Source organism: Arthrobacter sorbitolis, assembly GCF_054510995.1.
The window spans coordinates 202,950-221,455 of sequence record NZ_JBTNDM010000002.1; the positions used below are offsets into that span (position 1 = coordinate 202,950).

Consider the following 18,506-nt stretch of genomic DNA (forward strand, 5'->3'; position numbering starts at 1 on the left):
GGGTCAGTGGATCCTCTGCCGCCAGTCGGCCGGCACACGTCCCTTGGGACCGGGTGCGGGCTGGTCGGCCGGGCGGCTGGTGGGTTCCAGAAGGGCCGGACCGTCCACGAACTGCTGCGTGCTGTAGTCCCAGAACCAGTCCTCACCCGGTTCGAAGGACATGGCCACCGGATGTCCCGCCTTCTCGGCGTGGGCGGAGGCATGCTGCGACGGCGAACTGTCGCAGCACCCCACCTGACCGCACGCGGCGCATCGCCGCAGGTGCACCCACCAGCCGCCCGCGTCGTCGCAGTCCCGGCAGCCGGTGCCGGAGGGTGCCGCCCCTGTGTCGATGGATTCCGTCATGAGCGTCCTTCCGAGGATTGTGACGAGGGCTGCGACGAGGGTTGTGACGAGGGCTGCGACGAGGGTTCTGACGAGGGGGAAGGGAGGTAGGCCCGCGCCGCCCGGAACGCCGAGGGCGCTTCCGCGGGAACGGCTGCGGCAGCCACGAACCCGTCGGGACGCACGAGGTACAGCAGGCCGGGCCGGAGGCGGGTCGAGCCGGTCGCCGCGAAGGTGTGCAGGGGGAGCCCGAGTTCCTCGGCCGCGCGGACGGCTTCGCGGGCCGCGGCGTCGTCCGCCGCGTAGAGGTGGAGTTGCCACGTGGCGGATCGGAGCGCCCTGAAGTTGTCGCCGGTCCAGGGGAGGCGGCGCCCGATGACGGCGTCCCTGCGTCGCCCCTCGGGAGATCCGCCCACCCGGTAATGGATGCGCACCTGGCCGAGGTACCCCGCGAGGCGGCGGCCGATCGGCAGTCGGGGCAGCACGGCGAGGGCCACGGGCAGCACCGCCCGCGGCACGTACCGGCGCACCAGGACGGCGCGCCTCGTGCCGGACGTGACCCCACGGAACACCGTGTCCGTGGTCTGCAGGAGGCGCACGGCCACGGGCCTGCGCTCGGCCTCGTAGCGGTCGAGGAGCGGCTCGGGGGCGCGCCCGGACACGACGTCGTCGAGCTTGAACGCGAGGTTGTGGGCGTCCTGGAGCCCGGTGTTCATGCCCTGCGCGCCGACCGGGGAATGCACGTGGGCCGCGTCGCCGGCGAGGAACACGGAGCGGGTCCGGAAGTGCGCGGCGATCCGGTGGTGCACGCGGTAGGTGGAGTACCAGCGGGACCCCTCGTACGTGACGCCGAACATCTCGGACATCCGGTCGCGTGCGAACTCCTCGGTGACGGCCGGGGCGTCGTCGTCGCCGGCGATGCCGATCAGGCGCTGCCCCGTCCGGCCGTCTGCCGCAGGCCGCATGGGGAACGCGAGGAGGAAGGCGGTGGCGCCCAGGCGGACGTTGATGGAGGCGGAGTTCAGCCCGTCGACGCCCACCGCGTCGACGAGGTAGAAGGTCTGCCGGCTGGTCGTCCCCTCGAAGGCGGTCCCGCATAGAGAGCGGACGGTGGACGACGCCCCGTCACAGCCGACGGCGAAGCGCGCACGGATCGTCGAGGGCCCGGCAGCACCCTCGACGACGGCGAGGACGCCGTCGTCGACCTGCTCCAGCGCCGACAGCCGGTGCTGCCACAGCACCGAGCCGCCGAGCGCGCGCAGGTTGTCGCCGAGGACCCGCTCGTTCGCGCTCTGCTCCAGGATGTACAGGCCGGGGTACGGCGTGATGCCCCGGCCCAGCCTGCCGAGCGGGACGGGCGCGAACGATGCGCGTTCGAAGCCCTGCCGGATCGACTGCACGTGCACGGCCTCGGCCAGCACGCGGTCGATGACGCCGAGCTGGTCGTAGATCTCCATCGACCGCGAATGCACGCCGAGCGCCCGTGACTCCACGGTCGGCCCGTCCTTGCCGTCGATCACCGCGATGCGCACCCCCAGCTTCACCAGCCAGTTCGCCAGCATCAGCCCCGTGGGACCGGCGCCGACCACGAGGACCTCGATGTTCTCCTGTGCCGTGCCCTCGTGTGCCATCGTCGTCTCCGGATCAGCCGTTCAGCGTTCGAGCATGGTGCAGACGCACGCCCGGTTGCCCTCGGCGTCCGCCAGCACGGTGAAGGCGGGGGCAGCGTCGTCGTCGACCACGGTGCCCCCGGCGGCGACCGCCGCGGCGATACGCGCTCCGGCCACGTCGTGCGGTACCCACACGTCCAGGTGGAAGCGCTGCCGCGGGGTCTCGTGCGCGTCGGTGTGCTGGAACCACAGGAGCGGCACCTGCCCGCCCGGGTCCGCGACGTCGTCCCCGTCCGCCGCGCCCGCGTCACCGGTCAGCAGGGCCGCCCAGAACGGTCCGATGGCGGCGACATCGGCCGTGTCGAGCGCGAGCTCGACGACGGCGGGGGCCGCGGGGTCGGCGGCGACGCCCCGCTCCGCGGCGACGGCGCTGATGCGGCGGGCGAGCTCGACGTCGCGCTGCGTCACCCCTGACGCGTCGTGGCTCAGCAGCTTCACATCGACGTGGGGGTAGGTGAGCGTGACGTCGGGGTGGTGGCCCGCGTCCTCGGCGAGGTCGCCGATGGCGGAGACGAACGTGAGGCCCGTGGCGAAGTCGCGCGTCAGGAAACGGGCGTGCAGGGCCTGTGCGAGTTTGCGCCAGTCGTCGAGTCCTGCGTCGAGGATGTCCTGGGTGCCGAGGATCGTCATGCGGCAAGTATGCCGCTGTCCGGAGGGCGAGAGAAGGCCCCCGACAGCGGCTCCGCCCCGGAGCCGGCCGGGCGCTGGTCGAGCGGCTAGGGCAGGTGCACGAGTTGCGACGCGAGGTTGTCGACCCTGGTTCTGAGCACCTCGCGAACGGTGCGGACTCCTTCGAGGTCCATGGCGGCGGGGTCGCTGATGTTCCAGTCCTCGTACTTCTTGCCGGGATAGATGGGGCAGGTGTCTCCGCAGCCCATGGTGATGACGACGTCAGCCGCCCGGACGACGTCGTCGGTGAGGGGTTTGGGGAATTGCTCGTCGAGGTTCAGGCCGATCTCGTGCATGGCGGTGACGACGTTCTCGTCGAGGTGCTCGGCGGGCATGGAGCCTGCGGAGCGTACATTCACCGCACCCTGGGTGAGATCCCTGAGCAGGGCTGCGGCCATCTGGGACCGGCCTGCGTTCTGGACACAGACGAAGAGGACTTCCGGCACGCCGCTGGGTCGCTTGCCCTGGGCGTGGGCGAGGGCGCTGAGCCGGTCGCGGGCGAACCGGCGCGTGATGATCGGCAGGTAGGTTTTGATCTTCGCCGTGCGGGCGAGGGCGGTGTAGGACTCGAAGACGTAGCGCTCGACCATCTCGGGGCTGAAGACCCCGTCGAATGCTGCTGCGAGTTCGTCGCAGATGCGGTGCAGGACATGCTCCTGTGTGCCGGTGGGGTCATCGGCTGGCGACAGCGTGCTCATGGTGTCCTTCCTGGTGCTCTGCCCGCCAGGCGGGTCTGCCTACCGGGTCCTCCCTTGATCTGCTTGTATCCAGCGCCGACAGGTAGGTCAGTGGTCGGCGTCTCCCGAGCGGCCGTGTGCTGCGCCGGTGGGAAATCCGATGGTGAGCAGCTGAGGTGCGGAGCAGCACCCGCCCGCATCACCTGATGTGTCGGTTCCACAGGACCCTTCAAGGGCCTGGCCGGCCTTCCTGGGCATGGTTGCGGGGGTGTCGCAGGAGCCGCCGAGGTCGGTGCTGCAGACTCCTGTCTCGGGGAGCTCGAGCTGCAGCCGGGACGCGGCCTCGGTGTCACCGGCGATCGCCGCGGTGACGGAACGGACCTGCTCGTAGCCGGTGGCGAGCAAGAAGGTCGGAGCCCGCCCGTAGGACTTCATGCCGACGAGGTAGAAGTCCTTCTCGGGGTGGGCGAGGACGTCCGCGCCGTGGGCCGGGACCGTCCCGCAGGAGTGGAATTCAGGATCGATCAGGGGGCCGAGGGCGCGCGGCGCCTCGACGGCCGGATCGAGCTCGAGGCGCAGCTCGCGCAGCATGTCCAGGTCGGGCCGGAACCCGGTGGCGGGCACGAGGACATCGACCTCGAGGGTGCGGAGGCCGTCCGGTGTCGACGCTGTGACCGCAAGACGCCCGTCGGTGCTCTCGAGGGTGGTGATGGTGAAGTGGGCGATCAACTCGACGACGCCATCGTCGACCAGCGTGCGCAGCCGACTGCCGAGGGCGCCGCGGGCAGGCAGTCCGTCGAGGTCCCCGCCGCCGTAGAGGCGCTGCGCGGATCCGCTGCCACGCACCGCCCACAGGATCCTGGTGCCGGGTTCGTTCTTCGCGACCTGCCCGAGGTTGATCAGCGTGTTCGCGGCCGAATGTCCGGCTCCGACGACCAGGACCGTCTGGCCGGCGAAGCGTTCCCGCTCCGCACCGACGACGTCGGGCAACGCGGAGGTGATCAGCTCGGCGACGGTGTCCTCGCCGGTGGCCGGCAGTCCTGCCTGCCCGAGGGGGTTGGGCCGGCTCCACGTGCCGGAGGCGTCGATGACGGCGCGCACGAGGTGATCGGCCGTGCCCTCGGGGCTGGTCACGCGGACGAGGAAGGGCGTGATGTCGCGGTCCCTGGTGCGGGTCTTGTCCATACCGTGGCGGGTGATCGCGGTGACCGTGCTCTTGAAGTGGAGCGTCTCGGCGATCGACGGGATGGCGGCGAGGGGTTCGAGGTAGGACTCCACCAGCTCACGTCCGTAGGGGAGGGCTGTCTGCCGCGGTTCGATCCAGTCCGTGGGCTCGAGGAGCCGCCGGGCCGCGGGGTCGATGTCGTACTGCCAGGGCGAGAAGAGGCGGATGTGCGCCCACTGCCGGATCGCCGCGCCGACGCTCTCGCCCTGCTCGAGGACGATCGGGGTCAGACCACGTTCGCGGAGGTTCGCGGCCGCGGACAGGCCTATCGGCCCGGCGCCGATGACGGCGACCGGCAGATCAGCGAGGTCTGGGGTGTCGGGGGTGTCAGACATGGGCGTTCTCCTCGATGAGGGCGGTGGCGATGCTGGGGGCGTCCTCGAGGGCGGCGATGTACCGTTCGGCGTCCAGTGCTGCGGCGCAACCGGAGCCGGCTGCGGTGATGGCCTGCCGGTAGCGGTGGTCCACCGCGTCCCCGCAGGCGAAGACGCCGTGGACGTTCGTCAGGGTGGTGGGCGAGTCGACGACGATGTATCCGTCGTCATCGAGGGTGACCTGCCCCTGGACGAGGTCGGTGCGGGGGAGGTGGCCGATGGCCACGAAGATCCCGGTCGCCGCCAGGTCCCGGGTATCTCCGGTGATGGTGTCGGTGAGGGTGACACCGGTGACCTTCGCATCGCCGTGGATGGCGGTGATGGCGCTGGTATATGCGAAGCGGATCTTCTCGTTGTCCATGGCCCGCTGCGCCATGATCTTCGAGGCCCGGAGCGCGGAGCCGCGGACGACGACGGTGACAGTGCCCGCGAAGCGGGTGAGGAACAGGGCTTCCTCCATCGCGGAGTCCCCGCCGCCGACGACGATGATGTCCTGGCTGCGGAAGAAGAACCCGTCGCACGTCGCGCACCACGACACACCCCGGCCCGAGAGGCGCTTTTCATCCGGCAGGCCGAGTTCCTTGTACGCGGAGCCGGTCGCGAGGATCACGGCCGGCGCCTGATAGGTGATCCCGCTCAGCGTGGTGACGGTCTTGGTGGTCCCGGTCAGGTCCACGGTGGCGGCGTCGTCGTAGTCGATGACCGCGCCGAAACGTTCGGCCTGCCCGCGGAGGTTCTCCATCAGCTCGGGTCCCTGGATGCCGTCGGTGAAGCCGGGGAAGTTCTCGACCTCCGTGGTGTTCATCAGCGCTCCTCCTGCGGTGACAGCGCCGGCGATGACCCTGGGCGCCAAGCCGGCCCGTGCGGCGTAGATCGCTGCCGTGTAGCCTGCGGGACCGGAGCCAACGATGATGATCTTCTCCTGCTGCATGCCTGTCATGACGGTGCCTTTCGAATCCTGCGACGAACGATGAGTGCCTGCGGGTCAGGCGCTCGGCGTACCGGTGCTCGCGCTGGTGGCGGGCAGGAGTTCGCTGATGAGCTGCCGGATGCGGCCCTTGATCTCGTCGCGGATCGGGCGGACGGACTCGACGCCCTTGCCGGCCGGGTCCTCGAGGACCCAGTCCTCGTACCGTTTGCCCGGGAAGTACGGGCACTCGTCCCCGCATCCCATGGTCACGACGACGTCGGAGGCCTTGACCGCTTCGGGAGTGAGGATCTTCGGGGTCTCGGCCGTGATGTCGATGCCCTCCTCCTTCATCGCCTCGACGGCGGCCGGGTTGACCTGGTCCGCGGGCTGGGACCCGGCCGACAGGACGTCGATGCGCCCCTCGGACAGGTGGTTCAGGTAGGCCGCAGCCATCTGGGAACGGCCCGCGTTGTGCACGCAGACGAACAGGACCGATGGCTTCCGGTCGGTGGTCGCGACAGCTGCAGGTTCAGTGGTCATGGTGATCCTTCGTTCAGCGACCGTCGCCGGGGGGCCGGGGTCGGCGCGTGGAGAGTAGGACTCGGCCCCGATACCTCGTGTGGCGGTATCGGAGCGGAAATCGATTGGCGTCGATACTGAGTATGGGTAGACATATCGACGGTTGTCAATGCAAGGGTATGCTGGGCTCATGACGACGATCTCCGAGCCCAGAGCGACGGACCCTGAACCAGCCGGGGCGGCTGCTGCAGCGCGACCTGAGGCAGCCGGTGGAGATCGTTGCTGCGTGCCGTCCGGGGCTCCGGCGATGAGTGCTGATCGGGCCGAAGAACTGGCGAAGCAGTTCAAGGCGATCGCTGATCCGAACCGTCTGCGACTGGTGTCCCTGATCTCCTCCAGTCCCGAGAACGAGGCGTGTGTCTGCGACCTCACGGAGCCTCTGGACCTGGGCCAGCCGACGGTGTCGCATCACCTGAAGATCCTCGTCGATGCGGGCATCCTGCACCGCGAGAAGCGCGGCGTCTGGGCTTACTTCTCCATCGTGCCCGGCGCCCTGGACTCCCTTGCCGGTGTCCTCACCGAAGCCCGATGACTCAGCACCCTTTCCAGCCCGTTCAGAAGAATCGAGCATCCCTGTGAGCTTCAAGACCGACACGCCCTCCGTCCTGTTCGTGTGCGTGAAGAACGGCGGCAAGTCCCAGATGGCTGCCGGCCTCATGGACAAGGTCGCCGGAGGTTCCGTCACGACGGCGTCGGCCGGAACGATGCCAGGCTCCGCCGTCAACGCGCTCTCCGCGGAGGTCCTCGCCGAGGTGGGAGTCGACATCAGCCGGAACGTCCCCCGCCGGATCACCGCCGAGGACCAGGACCAGGCGGACGTCGTCGTGATCCTCGGCGCCGAAGCCCAGGTCGACGAGGTCCCGGGCACCCTCTACGAACGCTGGGAGACCGACGAGCCCAGTGACCGGGGCATCGACGGCATCGAACGGATGCGGCTCGTCCGCGACGACATCCTCGCCCGCGTCACCACCCTGCACGCCACCCTCACCACCGCATAGGGGGCGCGCAGCGGCCCACGTCCCGGGGCGCAGGCTCGCCACCGAACGGAACCCGCTGCGACGGCTGATCCCCTGCGTCCGACGTCCTGCCCGCCCGTCTCCTTCCCTCCCTGCTCGAGTCCTGCACGTGTCCTTCCGTGGGTTTCTCCTACGTCGTCCTCCCCAAGGAGCCCTGCCGCCATGACCGTGGTCGCCGTCCTGATCTTCCTCGCCACCCTGACCCTGGTCATCTGGCAGCCTCGCGGCCTCGGCATCGGCTGGTCCGCCCTCGGTGGGGCCGCGGTCGCGCTGCTCACCACCGTCGTGAGCCTGTCCGACATCCCCATCGTGTGGGACATCGTCTGGAACGCGACGTTCGCGTTCGTGGCGATCGTCATCATCTCCCTGATCCTCGACGAATCCGGGTTCTTCACCTGGGCGGCACTGCACGTCGCACGGTGGGGACGCGGCAACGGACGACTGCTGTTCACCCTCGTCGTGCTGCTCGGGGCAGCCATCGCAGCGGTCTTCGCGAATGACGGGGCGGCGCTGATCCTCACGCCGATCGTCATCCAGATGCTCGTCGCCCTGAAGTTCCCGGCCAAGGCATCGCTCGCCTTCGTCATCGCCTGCGGGTTCATCGCCGACGCCGGCAGCCTACCCCTGGTCGTGTCGAACCTCGTGAACATCGTCACCGCCGACTTCTTCGACATCGGCTTCGCCCGCTACGCCGTCGTCATGGTGCCGGTCGGCGTGGTGTCCGTCGCCGCGAGCCTCGGCGTCCTGCTCCTGTTCTTCCGCAAGGTCATCCCGCGCCACTACGACGTCACCGTCCTGTCGAGCCCGGGTTCCGCCATCGCGGATCCGCTGACCTTCAGGACCGGTTGGGTGGTCCTCGGGGTACTGCTGGTGGGCTATTTCGCAGCCGAACCCCTGCACATCCCGCTCTCCGCCGTCGCGGGCGTCGGAGCCGTCGTCCTCATGCTCGTCGCCTCCCGCCGACCCGCCTTCCTCTTCCCCCGCGCCTTCCCCCGCGCCGCAGCCTCCGTCAGCGCTGGGGCGGGGGCGGCACGGAGGTCGGTTGATGCTGCGGGCGGAGCGCCGGACCCGGATTTCGAGACAGTCGGAGCAGTGCACCGCTCCACGACCGGAAGCACGCCGAGGACCTCCCCCGCCGCCGGTGGGGCCGGCCGCGATGAAGCAGTCCTCGGTGCCGGGGGTGGAGCGGCGGACGGCGGCCCGCCGGACGCCATCTCGGGCAGGATCTCGGTCCCGCGGATCCTGAGGGAGGCGCCCTGGCAGGTCGTCCTGTTCTCCCTCGGCATGTACCTGGTCGTCTACGGGCTGCGGAACCAGGGCCTCACCGATCGGCTCGCCGGCGTCTTCTCGGCCGTCGGCAACAACGGTGTGCTCGTCACCGCCCTCGGTGTCGGCGTGATCGTCGCCGTCCTCGCGTCCCTGATGAACAACATGCCCACCGTCCTCATCGCCGCCCTCGCCATCGGCTCCGCCGGCGCCACCGGGCTGACGCAGGAGGCGATGATCTACGCGAACGTGATCGGCTCCGACCTCGGCCCGAAGATCACCCCCATCGGGAGCCTTGCGACGCTCCTGTGGCTCCACGTGCTGGACCGCAAGGGCATCCACATCGGCTGGGGTCAGTACTTCCGCACCGGTATCGTCCTGACGATCCCGGTCCTGGTCGTCACCCTCCTGGCCCTTGCCGGATGGCTCACCGTCGTCGGCGCCTGACCCGGGCGGCGCGCCCGTGATTTGACTCACGCCCGCGGACCGTTCAGGGTTTTAGGTCTGCCCCCAACGTCCCGACCCACGCGCTCGCAGCATCACCGCATGCCCTGCGACCGCGGAAGGAACCCATACCCCATGCCTGAATCCGCTTCCCCGGCGCAGGTCTCCACGGCCCGCGCCGTCGGCGACCAGCACGCGTCACCGCACCTCAGCAGGTCCCTGAGCAACCGCCACATCCAGCTGCTCGCCATCGGCGGGGCCATCGGCACCGGCCTCTTCATGGGCTCCGGCAAGACCATCTCGCTCGCCGGCCCCTCGGTGATCTTCGTCTACATGATCATCGGCTTCATGCTGTTCTTCGTCATGCGCGCCATGGGCGAGATCCTGCTCTCCAACCTCGAGTACAAGTCCTTCAGCGACTTCGCCGGCGACCTCCTCGGCCCCTGGGCCGGATTCTTCACGGGCTGGTCCTACTGGTTCTTCTGGGTGGTCACCGGCGTCGCCGACATCGTGGCCATCGCCGGCTACGTGGACATCCTCGCGCCCGGGACCCCGCTGTGGATCCCTGCGCTCGCCACCCCCGTGGTCCTGGTGCTCCTGAACCTCCCGACCGTGAAGGCGTTCGGCGAGGCCGAGTTCTGGTTCGCCATCATCAAGGTGGTCGCGATCCTCGCCCTGATCGTCACCGGCATCGTCATGATCGCCACGCGCTTCCAGTCACCCGGCGGCCAGGTCGCGGACCTCGCCAACCTCTGGAACGACGGCGGCATGTTCCCGCACGGCCTCTTCGGCTTCATCCTCGGCTTCCAGATCGCGATCTTCGCGTTCGCCGGCATCGAACTCGTCGGTACCGCGGCCGCGGAGACGAAGGATCCCGAGAAGACGCTGCCCCGCGCCGTGAACTCGATCCCCATCCGCGTCCTGCTCTTCTACGTCGGAGCGCTCACCGTCATCATGGCGGTCAACCCGTGGCGGACCATCGACGCCGCGAACAGCCCGTTCATCGGCATGTTCACGCTCGCCGGCCTCGGCGTCGCCGCCATCGTAGTGAACCTCGTCGTGCTGACATCGGCCGCCTCCAGCGCCAACTCGGGCATCTACTCGACGTCCCGCATGGTCTTCGGACTCGCACAGGACGGCAACGCCCCGAAGTCGTTCGGCAGGCTCAGCTCCCGCAAGGTGCCGCAGAACGCCCTGCTGTTCTCCTGCATCTTCCTGCTCGCCGGGCTGGTCCTGCTCTACTCGGGCGATTCCGTCATCGGCGCCTTCACCATCGTCACTTCGGTGGCCTCGGTCCTGACGATGTTCGTCTGGTCCATGATCCTCATCAGCTACCTGGCGTTCCGCCGTCGCCGGCCCGAACTGCACGAGCGGTCTACGTTCAAGATGCCCGGGTCCTCGTTCATGCCGTACGTGGTTCTGGCGTTCTTCCTGTTCATGCTCGTGGCCCTCGCGCAGGCCGAGGACACCCGCCTCGCGCTGTTCGTGGCACCGCTCTGGTTCATCCTGCTCGGGGGTGCGTGGTTCCTGAACAGCAGGACGCCGCTCCAGCAGGCACGCATCGAGGAGCACCGGGCGCTCGTGCGCAGCGAGCAGGCAGCCCGCTCGACGCGCGCCTAGTCCCCCTGTCCGCGCTGAAGGACCGTCCCGCCCGGGGCGGTCCTTCGTGCGTCCCGGCCGATCGCCGGCGGGTGCTTGCGGCGACCGAGGAGGGCCGCGTTGAGGCCTCCGATCGCCGCCGCCGTCGCGAGGCTGAGGAGGACCGCGGCCTGCAGCCCCCGGCCGGTCTCGGTGTGGGCAGCGACGAGGATCGGCGTCACCACCAGCACGGTGGCCACGAACCAGAGGGCCCTGCTGTGCACGAACCGCATGCCGCGTCCTTCCGTCGACCCGTCCAGCGTAAGGACCGGTGCCTCCCGGCGCGTCATCCCTGAGACGGAAAGGGCGTCATCCCACGGGTTTCCGGGACGGTGACCCCGACGCGCCCAGCCCCTCCCATGCGCGGCTGCGATACTGCAGGATGGCCAAGAACAGGATCCCCTCCGACCGTGGCGTCCTCGCCGCCCGCCTCGACGACGACCTGAAGGACCGCCTGCGCTCCGCGGTGCTCAACCCCCAGCTCCTGCTCGCGGCGAAGGCCGCCCTCGCCGCCGCGCTCGCCTGGACCATCGCGCTCGCCATCCCGGGGGAGGCCTCCCGGTACCCCTACTACGCGCCGCTCGGTGCGCTGCTCGCGATCTATCCGACGGTCGCGGGAACGCTGAAGTCCGGGCTGCAGACCGTCATCGGCCTCACCATCGGGATCGTCCTGGCCCACATCGCGGTCTGGGCCGGAGAGCCGAACTGGGGGACGATCGCCTTCGTCGTCGGGGTGGGGGTGCTGCTCGCGGGTGCCCTGAGGAGGACGGCGGGCGGCGGCTCGGGGATCGCCTCCGCCGGGCTGTTCGTCCTCGTCATCGGCAACGAGAACCTCGGCTACTCGCTGGGCTACTTCGTCCAGACGGTGGTGGGGGTGGGCGTGGGGCTCGCGGTGAGCGCGCTGATCCTGCCGCCGCTCCACCTGAACGACGCCGTCGGCCAGATGAGCCGCCTCCGCAGGACCGCGGCGCGGCAGCTGCAGGAGATGGGCGAGGCCCTCGAGGAGAACTGGGTCGCGGACGACCCGCGCTGGTCGGAGCGGCGGGACGACCTCACGGCGTCCGCCCGGAACGCGCGGGACGCCCTCCAGTACGCGGACGAGAGCCGGAAGGGCAATGTCCGACGGCGCTTCCACCCGCGCGACGTGCAGCGCGACTACGAGCACGTCGAGGTCCTGGAGGTCGTCGCGGCCCACACCCTGAACATCACCAACATGCTGCAGGACGGGCTGCACGGGACGCCCCGCGAGTACCCGATCCCGGAGGCGGTGCGGCCGCCCCTCCAGCGTGCCTTCACCGCGGTGGGGGACGTCCTCGATCTCTGGACGGTCGAGGAGGACGATGCCGCCACGCTCCGGACGGCGCAGGACAGCCTGAGGGAGCTGGCGGCCGCAGCCTACGAGTCGTCGTCCAGGGACCTGCCCTTCGGTGCCGCGGCCGCGATCGCCATGAGCCTGCATCGCATCGTGCAGGCGGTGACACCCGGGCTGCACATCGAGGGCGCGGAGTAGGACGACGCAGGGGAGGAGGAACGCCCGGCTCGGGTGTCCCTCCTCCCCTTCCGCGGCGGGTCAGGTCAGGCGGGTCAGGTCAGGTCGCGGGTCTTCGAGAACCGGTCGATGGCCTTCTGCGTGGAGCGGTTGGTGAGCACCTGGATCGTGGTGCTCACGGCACCCGAGACGATGGCGAACACCAGGGCGGAACGCAGCGTGTTCTCGAGCCCGTCCTTGCTCTTCGGGGGCGCCTCGCCCGTGATCTTCTCCCACAGGAAGTCGACGAGCTTCGTTCCGACGAAGCCCGCAGCGACGCTCATGCCGACGCCGAGCAACTTGAACACCAGGGTCATGGTTTCTCCTTCTGGTCCGAATAGTCCTCGCCCTAGCCTAGTCGTGCTCCGCGCCCCTTCGCAGGGAAGGCCGGCGGGTCACCGAGACCCGGGAACCGGCGCACGGCGCCGCGATCCGCCGGTGTAGGATCGGTAGCGCTCAACCAACAACGACAGGGGAGCGCCGATCCGCAGCATGCTGCCGGAGCGGGCGCTGAGAGTGCGGACCGCCGCAGACCCTCGAACCTGATCCGGCTAGTACCGGCGAAGGGAGTCGAGTTCTCAGGGTGCACGGACATCGCTTCGGCGACGGCCCGTCGCCCTCCCCTCCTGCATCCCAGGAGGAATCCCATGGCATCATCAACAGCCCTTCCGGGCACCCCGACACCCACCCGGCAGTGGCGCGTCGTCGACATCGTCGTGGCGTCGGTCATCGCCGTCGCCGTCGGCGTGCTGTTCTTCGCATGGTCCGCCGGCTACTCGGGCATCAGTCTCCTCACGGCCGGTTTCCCGCCGCTCGGCGGCCTGTACACGGGCGGCTGGCTCATCGCGGGCGTGCTCGGCGGGCTCATCATCCGCAAGCCCGGTGCCGCCATCTACTGCGAGATCCTCGCCGCGGCGGTCTCGGCCCTCATCGGCACCCAGTTCGGCATCAGCGTGCTGCTCTCCGGCGCCATCCAGGGCGCGGGGGCCGAGCTCGTCTTCCTGCTCTTCCTCTACCGCCGGTGGAACCTCCCGGTCGCGCTGCTCGCCGGGCTCGGGGCGGGCCTGGCGCTCGCGATCAGCGAGAACATCCTCTACAACGCGCTCTGGGCGTTCGAGTTCAAGGTCCTCTACGCGCTGTTCGCCGGCATGTCCGGCATCCTCATCGCGGGCCTGCTGTCCTGGCTGGCCATGCGCGGACTCGCGAGGACGGGCGTCCTGTCCGCCTTCGCCGCGGGCCGCACGGCGGACGTGTGACGGCAGCCCCGTCCCCGGGCCCCGTGCACGTCCGCGCCCGGGGATGGGGGTGGCGCCACGCAGGCCGCAGGGCCTTCGCCGCACGCCACCTGGACCTCGACCTCCAGCCAGGGGACCGCGTCCTGCTCCTCGGTGCCTCCGGAGCCGGCAAGTCCACGGTTCTCCACGGCCTGGCCGGGCTGCTCGGGAGCCACGACGAGGGCGAGCAGGAGGGCGCACTCCTGCTCGACGGCGCCTCGCCCGCCGCGGTGCGGGGGAGGGCCGGGCTCGTGCTCCAGGACCCGGAGACCCAGGTGGTCCTCGCGCGCGTGGGCGACGAGGTGGCCTTCGCCGCCGAGAACCTCGCCGTGCCGCGGGAGGAGATCTGGCGTCGCGTGGGCCGGGCGCTCGACGACGTCGGCCTCGACCTGGCCCTCGACCATCCGACCACCGCGCTGTCCGGCGGCCAGAAGCAGCGCCTGGCCCTCGCCTCCGTCCTCGCGATGGAACCCGGGCTGCTCCTGCTGGACGAACCCACCGCGAACCTCGACCCCGCCGGCGTCCTGGAGGTCCGCGACGCGGTCGTCCGCGTGCTCGACCGCACCGGGGCCACGCTCGTCGTCGTCGAGCACCGCGTGGCCGTCTGGGCCGACGTCGTCGACCGCGTGATCGTGCTCGATGCCGCGGGAGGCATCCTCGCCGACGGCGCACCGGGCGCCGTGCTGGAGCAGGAGGCCACCCGGGCGCGCCTCGCCGCCGCCGGAGTGTGGGTGCCGGGCCGTCCGCCGGCGGTCGGGGGGACGATGCCCGCGGGGCCAGGGGGTGAGACCCTCCTGTCGGCGGAGGGTCTGGGCGTCGCCAGGACCCGCCGCGGTCCGGTCGCCGTCGGAGACCTCGATCTGCAGGTGCGCTCCGGGGGAGCCCTGAGCATCACCGGACCCAACGGTGCGGGGAAGTCGACGGCGGCCCTGACGCTCGGGGGCCTGCTGCGCCCCCGCGCCGGACACCTCTCCGCCGCACCGGCCTTGGCGGGATCGGCCGGCAGCGACCCGCTCCGCTGGCGGTCGGCGCAGCTCGTCCAGCGCATCGGGACCGTCTTCCAGGAGCCCGAACACCAGTTCCTCACCGCGAGCGTCGAGGACGAGCTCGCCGTCGGACCGCGGCAGGCCGGTGGCGTGGATCCGGCCCGCAGCGGGGCGGTCGCCGAGCGGCTGCGCCTCACGCACCTGCTGAAGGCCAACCCGTTCACGCTCTCCGGCGGGGAGAAGCGGCGCCTGTCCGTCGCGACGATGCTCGCCACGGCCCCGCGCGTCCTCATCCTCGACGAACCGACGTTCGGCCAGGACGCCCTGACGTGGGCAGAGCTCGTGACCCTGCTGCGTGAACTCGTCGACGACGGCGTGGCCGTCCTCTCGGTGACGCACGACGCCGAGTTCATCGCCGCCCTCGGCGGAGCGACCCTGCACATCGCCGGCGGAGCAGGACGGCTGGCGTCCCGATGAGCGGCGACTACCTGACCCCGGTCCTCACGGGGAGGACACTCCTGCGGGCCAACCCCGTGTCCAAGCTCTTCGCCGCCGTCGCGATCACGCTGGCGCTCCTGGCCAGCATCGACTGGGTGAGCGCCGCAGTGGTCCTCGCCTGCGAGCTCGCCCTCATGCCGTTGCTGGGCATCAGCATCGGCGGCCTCGCCCGGCGCATCTGGCCGCTCCTCGTCGCCGCCGTGGTCGGCGCCTACGGCACCGCCCTGCTCGCCGAGAAGACCGGGGCGGTCCTGCTCGACGCCGGGCCGTTCCTGTTCACCGAGGGATCCGTGGCGGCCGGTGTCGCCGTCGGGCTGAGGGGACTGGCGCTGGCACTGCCGGGCATCTTCATCCTCCTCACCACGGACCCCACGGACCTCGCCGACGCCCTCGCGCAGAAGCTGCACCTGCCGCACCGCTTCGTCCTCGGCGGGCTGGCAGCGCTGCGGCTCGTGGGGCTCCTCGTGGAGCAGTGGGAGACCCTCGGGCTCGCGCGGCATGCTCGCGGCATCGGTTCGGACGGCTCCGTCCTCGCCCGCGCCCGGAACCTCCTGGGGCAGTCCTTCGGGCTGATCGTGCAGGCCATCCGCCGGGCCACCCGGCTCGCGACGGCGATGGAGGCGCGCGGCTTCGGCGGCGGGCCCCGCACCTGGGCCCGGACGAGCACCTTCTCGGGCCTCGACGCCGTCGTCGCCGGCGTCGGGCTGCTCATCGCCGCGGGCGCGGTGACGGCGGCGGTGCTGGCCGGGACGTGGAACTTCCTGCTGTCCTGACGGGGATCCCGGGGCTCCCGGTCGTCCCGAACGCCACGGAAGGCCGCGGGCACGACACACGGAACGGGGGCCCGCCGAAGCGGACCCCCGGTACGGGACTGGATGGTTCCTAGAGCACGTCCGAGAGGAACGACTTCAGGCGCGGCGTCTGCGGATCGTCGAAGAGCGCGGCCGGTGGGCCGGTCTCCACCACGACGCCGGCATCCATGAAGGTCACGGTGTCCGAGACGTTGCGCGAGAAACCCATCTCGTGGGTGACGACGACCATGGTCATGCCCGCCGTCGCGAGATCCGCCATGAGGGCGAGGACGCCCTTGACGAGTTCGGGGTCCAGGGCGGAGGTCGCCTCGTCGAAGAACATCACCTCGGGGTCCATGGCGAGCGCTCGGGCGATGGCCACGCGCTGCTGCTGCCCGCCCGAGAGGTTGCCCGGACGGACGTCGGCCTTGTGCTTCAGGCCCACGAGGTCCAGCTGGGCGAGGGCCTTCTCCCGCGCCTCGCCGGCCGACATCCGGCGGAGCTTCCGGAGGGCCAGCGAGACGTTCTCCAGCACCGTCTTGTGCGGGAAGAGGTTGAACTGCTGGAACACCATGCCGATGCGCCGGCGCAGCTCGTCCGGGTTGTCCTTGAGAACGGACCGGCCGTCGAGCAGGATGTCCCCCTCGTCCGGTTCGATCAGCCGGTTCAGGACGCGCAGGAGCGTCGACTTCCCGGAGCCCGACGGGCCGATGACGGACGCCGTCGTGCCCTGCTCCACGTGCAGGTCGATCCCGCGCAGCACGTGGTTGGTGCCGAAGGACAGGTGCAGGTTCTGCCCGGTCAGGGTTCCCGATTCGAGAGTCGTCACGCCTTCGCTCCTTCGCCGATCTTCGCGGCCAGTTCGTCCGGTTCGGGCTTCTGCTTCTTGCCCACGCGGAGCCGGTTGTCGATGAAGTTGACCAGGTGGGTCAGCGGGATGGTCAGGCACAGGTAGAGCACCCCGGCCGCGATAAGCGGCGACAGGTTGCCGGTGTTGCTCGCCGCGTCGTTGCCGACCCGGAAGAGCTCCCGCTCACTGGCGACGAGCCCGATGAAGTAGATCAGCGACGACTCCTTGATGAGCGAGATGAACTGGTTCACCAGGGCGGGCAGCACGCGCCGCACGCCCTGGGGGACCACCACGAGCTGCATGGACGAGCCGTAACTGAAGCCCAGGGCACGCGAGGCCTCCAGCTGGCCCTTCTCCACGCTCTGGATGCCGGACCGGAAGATCTCGCCGATGTACGCCGAGGCGATCAGCGAGAGGGCGAGGATGCCCAGGGGGTACGGGCTGGTGCTGCCCGTGACCTGCCGGAGGATCGGGCCGAGCCCCAGACCGATGAGCAGGATGATCACGACGGCGGGCAGCCCGCGGAAGATGTCCGTGTAGATGCGGGCGATCCACCGCAGCACCCGGTTCCGCGAGATCCCCATGATCGCGAGGATCATGCCGACGATCGTCCCGATGATCCCTGAGGCCAGGGCGAGCATGAGCGTGTTCGGCAGTCCGACGGTCAGGAGGTCGGGCAGGACTGCGGCCATCGCCTCCCAGTCGAAGAACGTCTTGCCGAGCTGTTCGAGGGCATCCATGCAGGGACCGCTACTTTACTTCCACGGCTTTGCTGCCGGGCTTCCAGTCGGAGGGCATCTCGCGGTCCGGGTACCACTCCTCGGTGAGCTCCGTCCAGGTGCCGTCGGCGACGACGGCGTCGAGGCCAGCATTGAGGGCGTCGATGAGGGGCTGGTTCTCGCTGTTCACGGCGTACGCGGTGAAGTTCTCGGTGTTGATGATCGTCTCGGCGATCGTGGTGTCGTCGCCCTCCTTCACCTGTCCGGTGGCCTGCTGCGACGGCGCGACCCACGCGTCCACCTGGCCGTTCTTCACGTTGGCGTACACGGTGTTGTAGTCCGGGAAGCGCACGGGCTCGAGGCCGAGGGTGTTGGAGACGTAGTCGTCCTGGACGGTTCCCTGGACCACGCCGATGCGGGTGCTCTCGGACAGCGAGTCGAAGCCGGTGACCGAGGAGCCGTTCTTCGCGACGACGGCCATGTAGCCGAAGTCGTAGCCGTTGGTGAAGCCGACGTTCTCGCGACGGGCCTCCGTCGTGGAGATCGACGAGGATCCGACGTCGTACTGCTTGTTCTGCACCTGGGCGAGCAGCGCCGAGAAGTCGGTGGACGCGAACTCCACCTCGAGGCCGAGCTTGTCGCCGATGGCGCGCAGCAGTTCGTTGTCGTAGCCGGTGAAGACGCCGTCCTCCAGGAAGATGTTCGGCGGTGCGTCGGAGAGCGTCCCGACGCGCAGCGTGCCGTCGGTGATGAGGCCGAGTTCCGCCGTGTCGATCTCCTCGACCGGGGTGGTGGTCTCGGTGGTGTACTTGTCCAGCGACTGCTGGTCGCTGCCGGCCAGGGCGTCGGTGGTCTCGGTGGGTTCGCTGCTGCTGCTGCTGCCGCAGGAGACGGTCAGGGCGAGCAGGGGCACGGTCAGTACCGCGAGGACCTTGCGGGAGAGGTTCATGGTGTCCTTCTTCGAGGCGGGCCCCGAGAGGGGCGCGCTGGGTGGGGCTGCTGGACGCCGGAGGCCGGCGGGGGAACGACTGGCTGCTGGGTGACACGCTCGCTGTTCTGGGCTGTGCG

The 18,506-nt window shown here is 70.1% G+C and carries 20 protein-coding genes and 1 riboswitch; of the genes, 8 read left to right on the top strand and 12 right to left on the bottom strand.

Going from position 1 to position 18,506, the window contains the following annotated elements:
* Nucleotides 1-3: 3 nt before the first annotated feature.
* From ACX80K_RS05590 to ACX80K_RS05620, 7 genes are all read right to left on the bottom strand, one after another.
* Complete coding sequence (locus tag ACX80K_RS05590) at nucleotides 4-345, bottom strand: UBP-type zinc finger domain-containing protein (RefSeq protein WP_459270881.1); 342 nt, start codon at nucleotides 343-345, stop codon at nucleotides 4-6.
* A complete protein-coding gene (locus ACX80K_RS05595; protein ID WP_459270882.1) occupies nucleotides 342-1,955 on the bottom strand; it encodes an FAD-dependent monooxygenase in 1,614 nt (537 codons plus the stop codon). Before ACX80K_RS05595 ends, ACX80K_RS05590 begins: the two co-directional genes overlap by 4 nt.
* A 21-nt stretch (nucleotides 1,956-1,976) precedes the next feature.
* Nucleotides 1,977-2,624 carry a 4a-hydroxytetrahydrobiopterin dehydratase gene (locus tag ACX80K_RS05600; protein WP_459270883.1) on the bottom strand — a complete coding sequence of 216 codons (648 nt, stop codon included), beginning with the start codon at nucleotides 2,622-2,624 and terminating at the stop codon, nucleotides 1,977-1,979.
* Nucleotides 2,625-2,710: 86 nt separating this feature from the next.
* Nucleotides 2,711-3,361 carry an arsenate-mycothiol transferase ArsC gene (locus tag ACX80K_RS05605; protein WP_459270884.1) on the bottom strand — a complete coding sequence of 217 codons (651 nt, stop codon included), beginning with the start codon at nucleotides 3,359-3,361 and terminating at the stop codon, nucleotides 2,711-2,713.
* Nucleotides 3,362-3,448: 87 nt separating this feature from the next.
* Nucleotides 3,449-4,900: an NAD(P)-binding domain-containing protein gene (locus ACX80K_RS05610; RefSeq protein ID WP_459270885.1), complete on the bottom strand. Its 1,452-nt coding sequence runs from the start codon at nucleotides 4,898-4,900 to the stop codon at nucleotides 3,449-3,451.
* Nucleotides 4,893-5,870, bottom strand: coding sequence for a thioredoxin-disulfide reductase (gene trxB / locus ACX80K_RS05615; protein WP_459271373.1), 978 nt, complete (start codon nucleotides 5,868-5,870; stop codon nucleotides 4,893-4,895). Before trxB ends, ACX80K_RS05610 begins: the two co-directional genes overlap by 8 nt.
* A gap of 54 nt (nucleotides 5,871-5,924) precedes the next feature.
* A complete protein-coding gene (locus ACX80K_RS05620) occupies nucleotides 5,925-6,389 on the bottom strand; it encodes an arsenate reductase ArsC (RefSeq protein ID WP_459270886.1) in 465 nt (154 codons plus the stop codon).
* 286 nt (nucleotides 6,390-6,675) lie between these two features.
* Here ACX80K_RS05620 and ACX80K_RS05625 point away from each other — a divergent pair, with 286 nt between their 5' ends.
* The 4 genes from ACX80K_RS05625 to ACX80K_RS05640 all read left to right on the top strand — a co-directional run bounded on the left by ACX80K_RS05625 (nucleotide 6,676) and on the right by ACX80K_RS05640 (nucleotide 10,774).
* A complete protein-coding gene (locus ACX80K_RS05625; protein ID WP_459271374.1) occupies nucleotides 6,676-6,960 on the top strand; it encodes an ArsR/SmtB family transcription factor in 285 nt (94 codons plus the stop codon).
* 43 nt (nucleotides 6,961-7,003) lie between these two features.
* Complete coding sequence (locus ACX80K_RS05630) at nucleotides 7,004-7,426, top strand: arsenate-mycothiol transferase ArsC (protein ID WP_459270887.1); 423 nt, start codon at nucleotides 7,004-7,006, stop codon at nucleotides 7,424-7,426.
* A gap of 180 nt (nucleotides 7,427-7,606) precedes the next feature.
* Nucleotides 7,607-9,157, top strand: a complete 1,551-nt coding sequence (locus tag ACX80K_RS05635; protein WP_459270888.1) for an arsenic transporter — start codon at nucleotides 7,607-7,609, stop codon at nucleotides 9,155-9,157.
* Between the two features lie 132 nt (nucleotides 9,158-9,289).
* Nucleotides 9,290-10,774, top strand: a complete 1,485-nt coding sequence (locus tag ACX80K_RS05640; RefSeq protein ID WP_459270889.1) for an amino acid permease — start codon at nucleotides 9,290-9,292, stop codon at nucleotides 10,772-10,774.
* Here ACX80K_RS05640 and ACX80K_RS05645 read toward each other — a convergent pair.
* Nucleotides 10,771-11,025, bottom strand: a complete 255-nt coding sequence (locus tag ACX80K_RS05645) for a hypothetical protein (protein ID WP_459270890.1) — start codon at nucleotides 11,023-11,025, stop codon at nucleotides 10,771-10,773. The two genes, ACX80K_RS05640 and ACX80K_RS05645, sit on opposite strands and share 4 nt — an antisense overlap.
* A gap of 149 nt (nucleotides 11,026-11,174) precedes the next feature.
* On the opposite strand from ACX80K_RS05645, the gene ACX80K_RS05650 reads away from it, so the two are divergent.
* Nucleotides 11,175-12,302, top strand: coding sequence for an FUSC family protein (locus ACX80K_RS05650; protein ID WP_459270891.1), 1,128 nt, complete (start codon nucleotides 11,175-11,177; stop codon nucleotides 12,300-12,302).
* 74 nt (nucleotides 12,303-12,376) lie between these two features.
* On the opposite strand, the gene ACX80K_RS05655 is transcribed toward ACX80K_RS05650, so the two are convergent.
* Nucleotides 12,377-12,637: a DUF4235 domain-containing protein gene (locus ACX80K_RS05655; RefSeq protein ID WP_459270892.1), complete on the bottom strand. Its 261-nt coding sequence runs from the start codon at nucleotides 12,635-12,637 to the stop codon at nucleotides 12,377-12,379.
* Nucleotides 12,638-12,781: 144 nt separating this feature from the next.
* Nucleotides 12,782-12,906: riboswitch (TPP riboswitch) on the top strand.
* A 61-nt stretch (nucleotides 12,907-12,967) separates the two neighbouring features.
* Here ACX80K_RS05655 and ACX80K_RS05660 point away from each other — a divergent pair.
* From ACX80K_RS05660 to ACX80K_RS05670, 3 genes are read left to right on the top strand one after another with little or no spacing between them, the layout of a single operon-like run.
* Entirely contained in the window at nucleotides 12,968-13,576 is a 609-nt protein-coding gene (locus tag ACX80K_RS05660) for an ECF transporter S component (protein WP_459270893.1), read from the top strand.
* Nucleotides 13,573-15,057: an ABC transporter ATP-binding protein gene (locus ACX80K_RS05665; RefSeq protein ID WP_459270894.1), complete on the top strand. Its 1,485-nt coding sequence runs from the start codon at nucleotides 13,573-13,575 to the stop codon at nucleotides 15,055-15,057. Before ACX80K_RS05660 ends, ACX80K_RS05665 begins: the two co-directional genes overlap by 4 nt.
* A complete protein-coding gene (locus ACX80K_RS05670; RefSeq protein WP_459270895.1) occupies nucleotides 15,054-15,851 on the top strand; it encodes an energy-coupling factor transporter transmembrane component T family protein in 798 nt (265 codons plus the stop codon). The genes ACX80K_RS05665 and ACX80K_RS05670 overlap by 4 nt, the downstream gene beginning before the upstream one ends.
* 109 nt (nucleotides 15,852-15,960) lie before the next feature.
* On the opposite strand, the gene ACX80K_RS05675 is transcribed toward ACX80K_RS05670, so the two are convergent.
* Genes ACX80K_RS05675 through ACX80K_RS05685 form a run of 3 tightly spaced genes read right to left on the bottom strand, consistent with a single transcriptional unit; the run spans nucleotide 15,961 to nucleotide 18,387 of the window.
* Nucleotides 15,961-16,698 carry an amino acid ABC transporter ATP-binding protein gene (locus ACX80K_RS05675; protein WP_459270896.1) on the bottom strand — a complete coding sequence of 246 codons (738 nt, stop codon included), beginning with the start codon at nucleotides 16,696-16,698 and terminating at the stop codon, nucleotides 15,961-15,963.
* A complete protein-coding gene (locus tag ACX80K_RS05680) occupies nucleotides 16,695-17,459 on the bottom strand; it encodes an amino acid ABC transporter permease (RefSeq protein WP_459270897.1) in 765 nt (254 codons plus the stop codon). The genes ACX80K_RS05675 and ACX80K_RS05680 overlap by 4 nt, the downstream gene beginning before the upstream one ends.
* Nucleotides 17,460-17,469: 10 nt before the next feature.
* Nucleotides 17,470-18,387 carry an ABC transporter substrate-binding protein gene (locus ACX80K_RS05685; RefSeq protein ID WP_459270898.1) on the bottom strand — a complete coding sequence of 306 codons (918 nt, stop codon included), beginning with the start codon at nucleotides 18,385-18,387 and terminating at the stop codon, nucleotides 17,470-17,472.
* Between the last annotated feature and the right edge of the window lie 119 nt (nucleotides 18,388-18,506).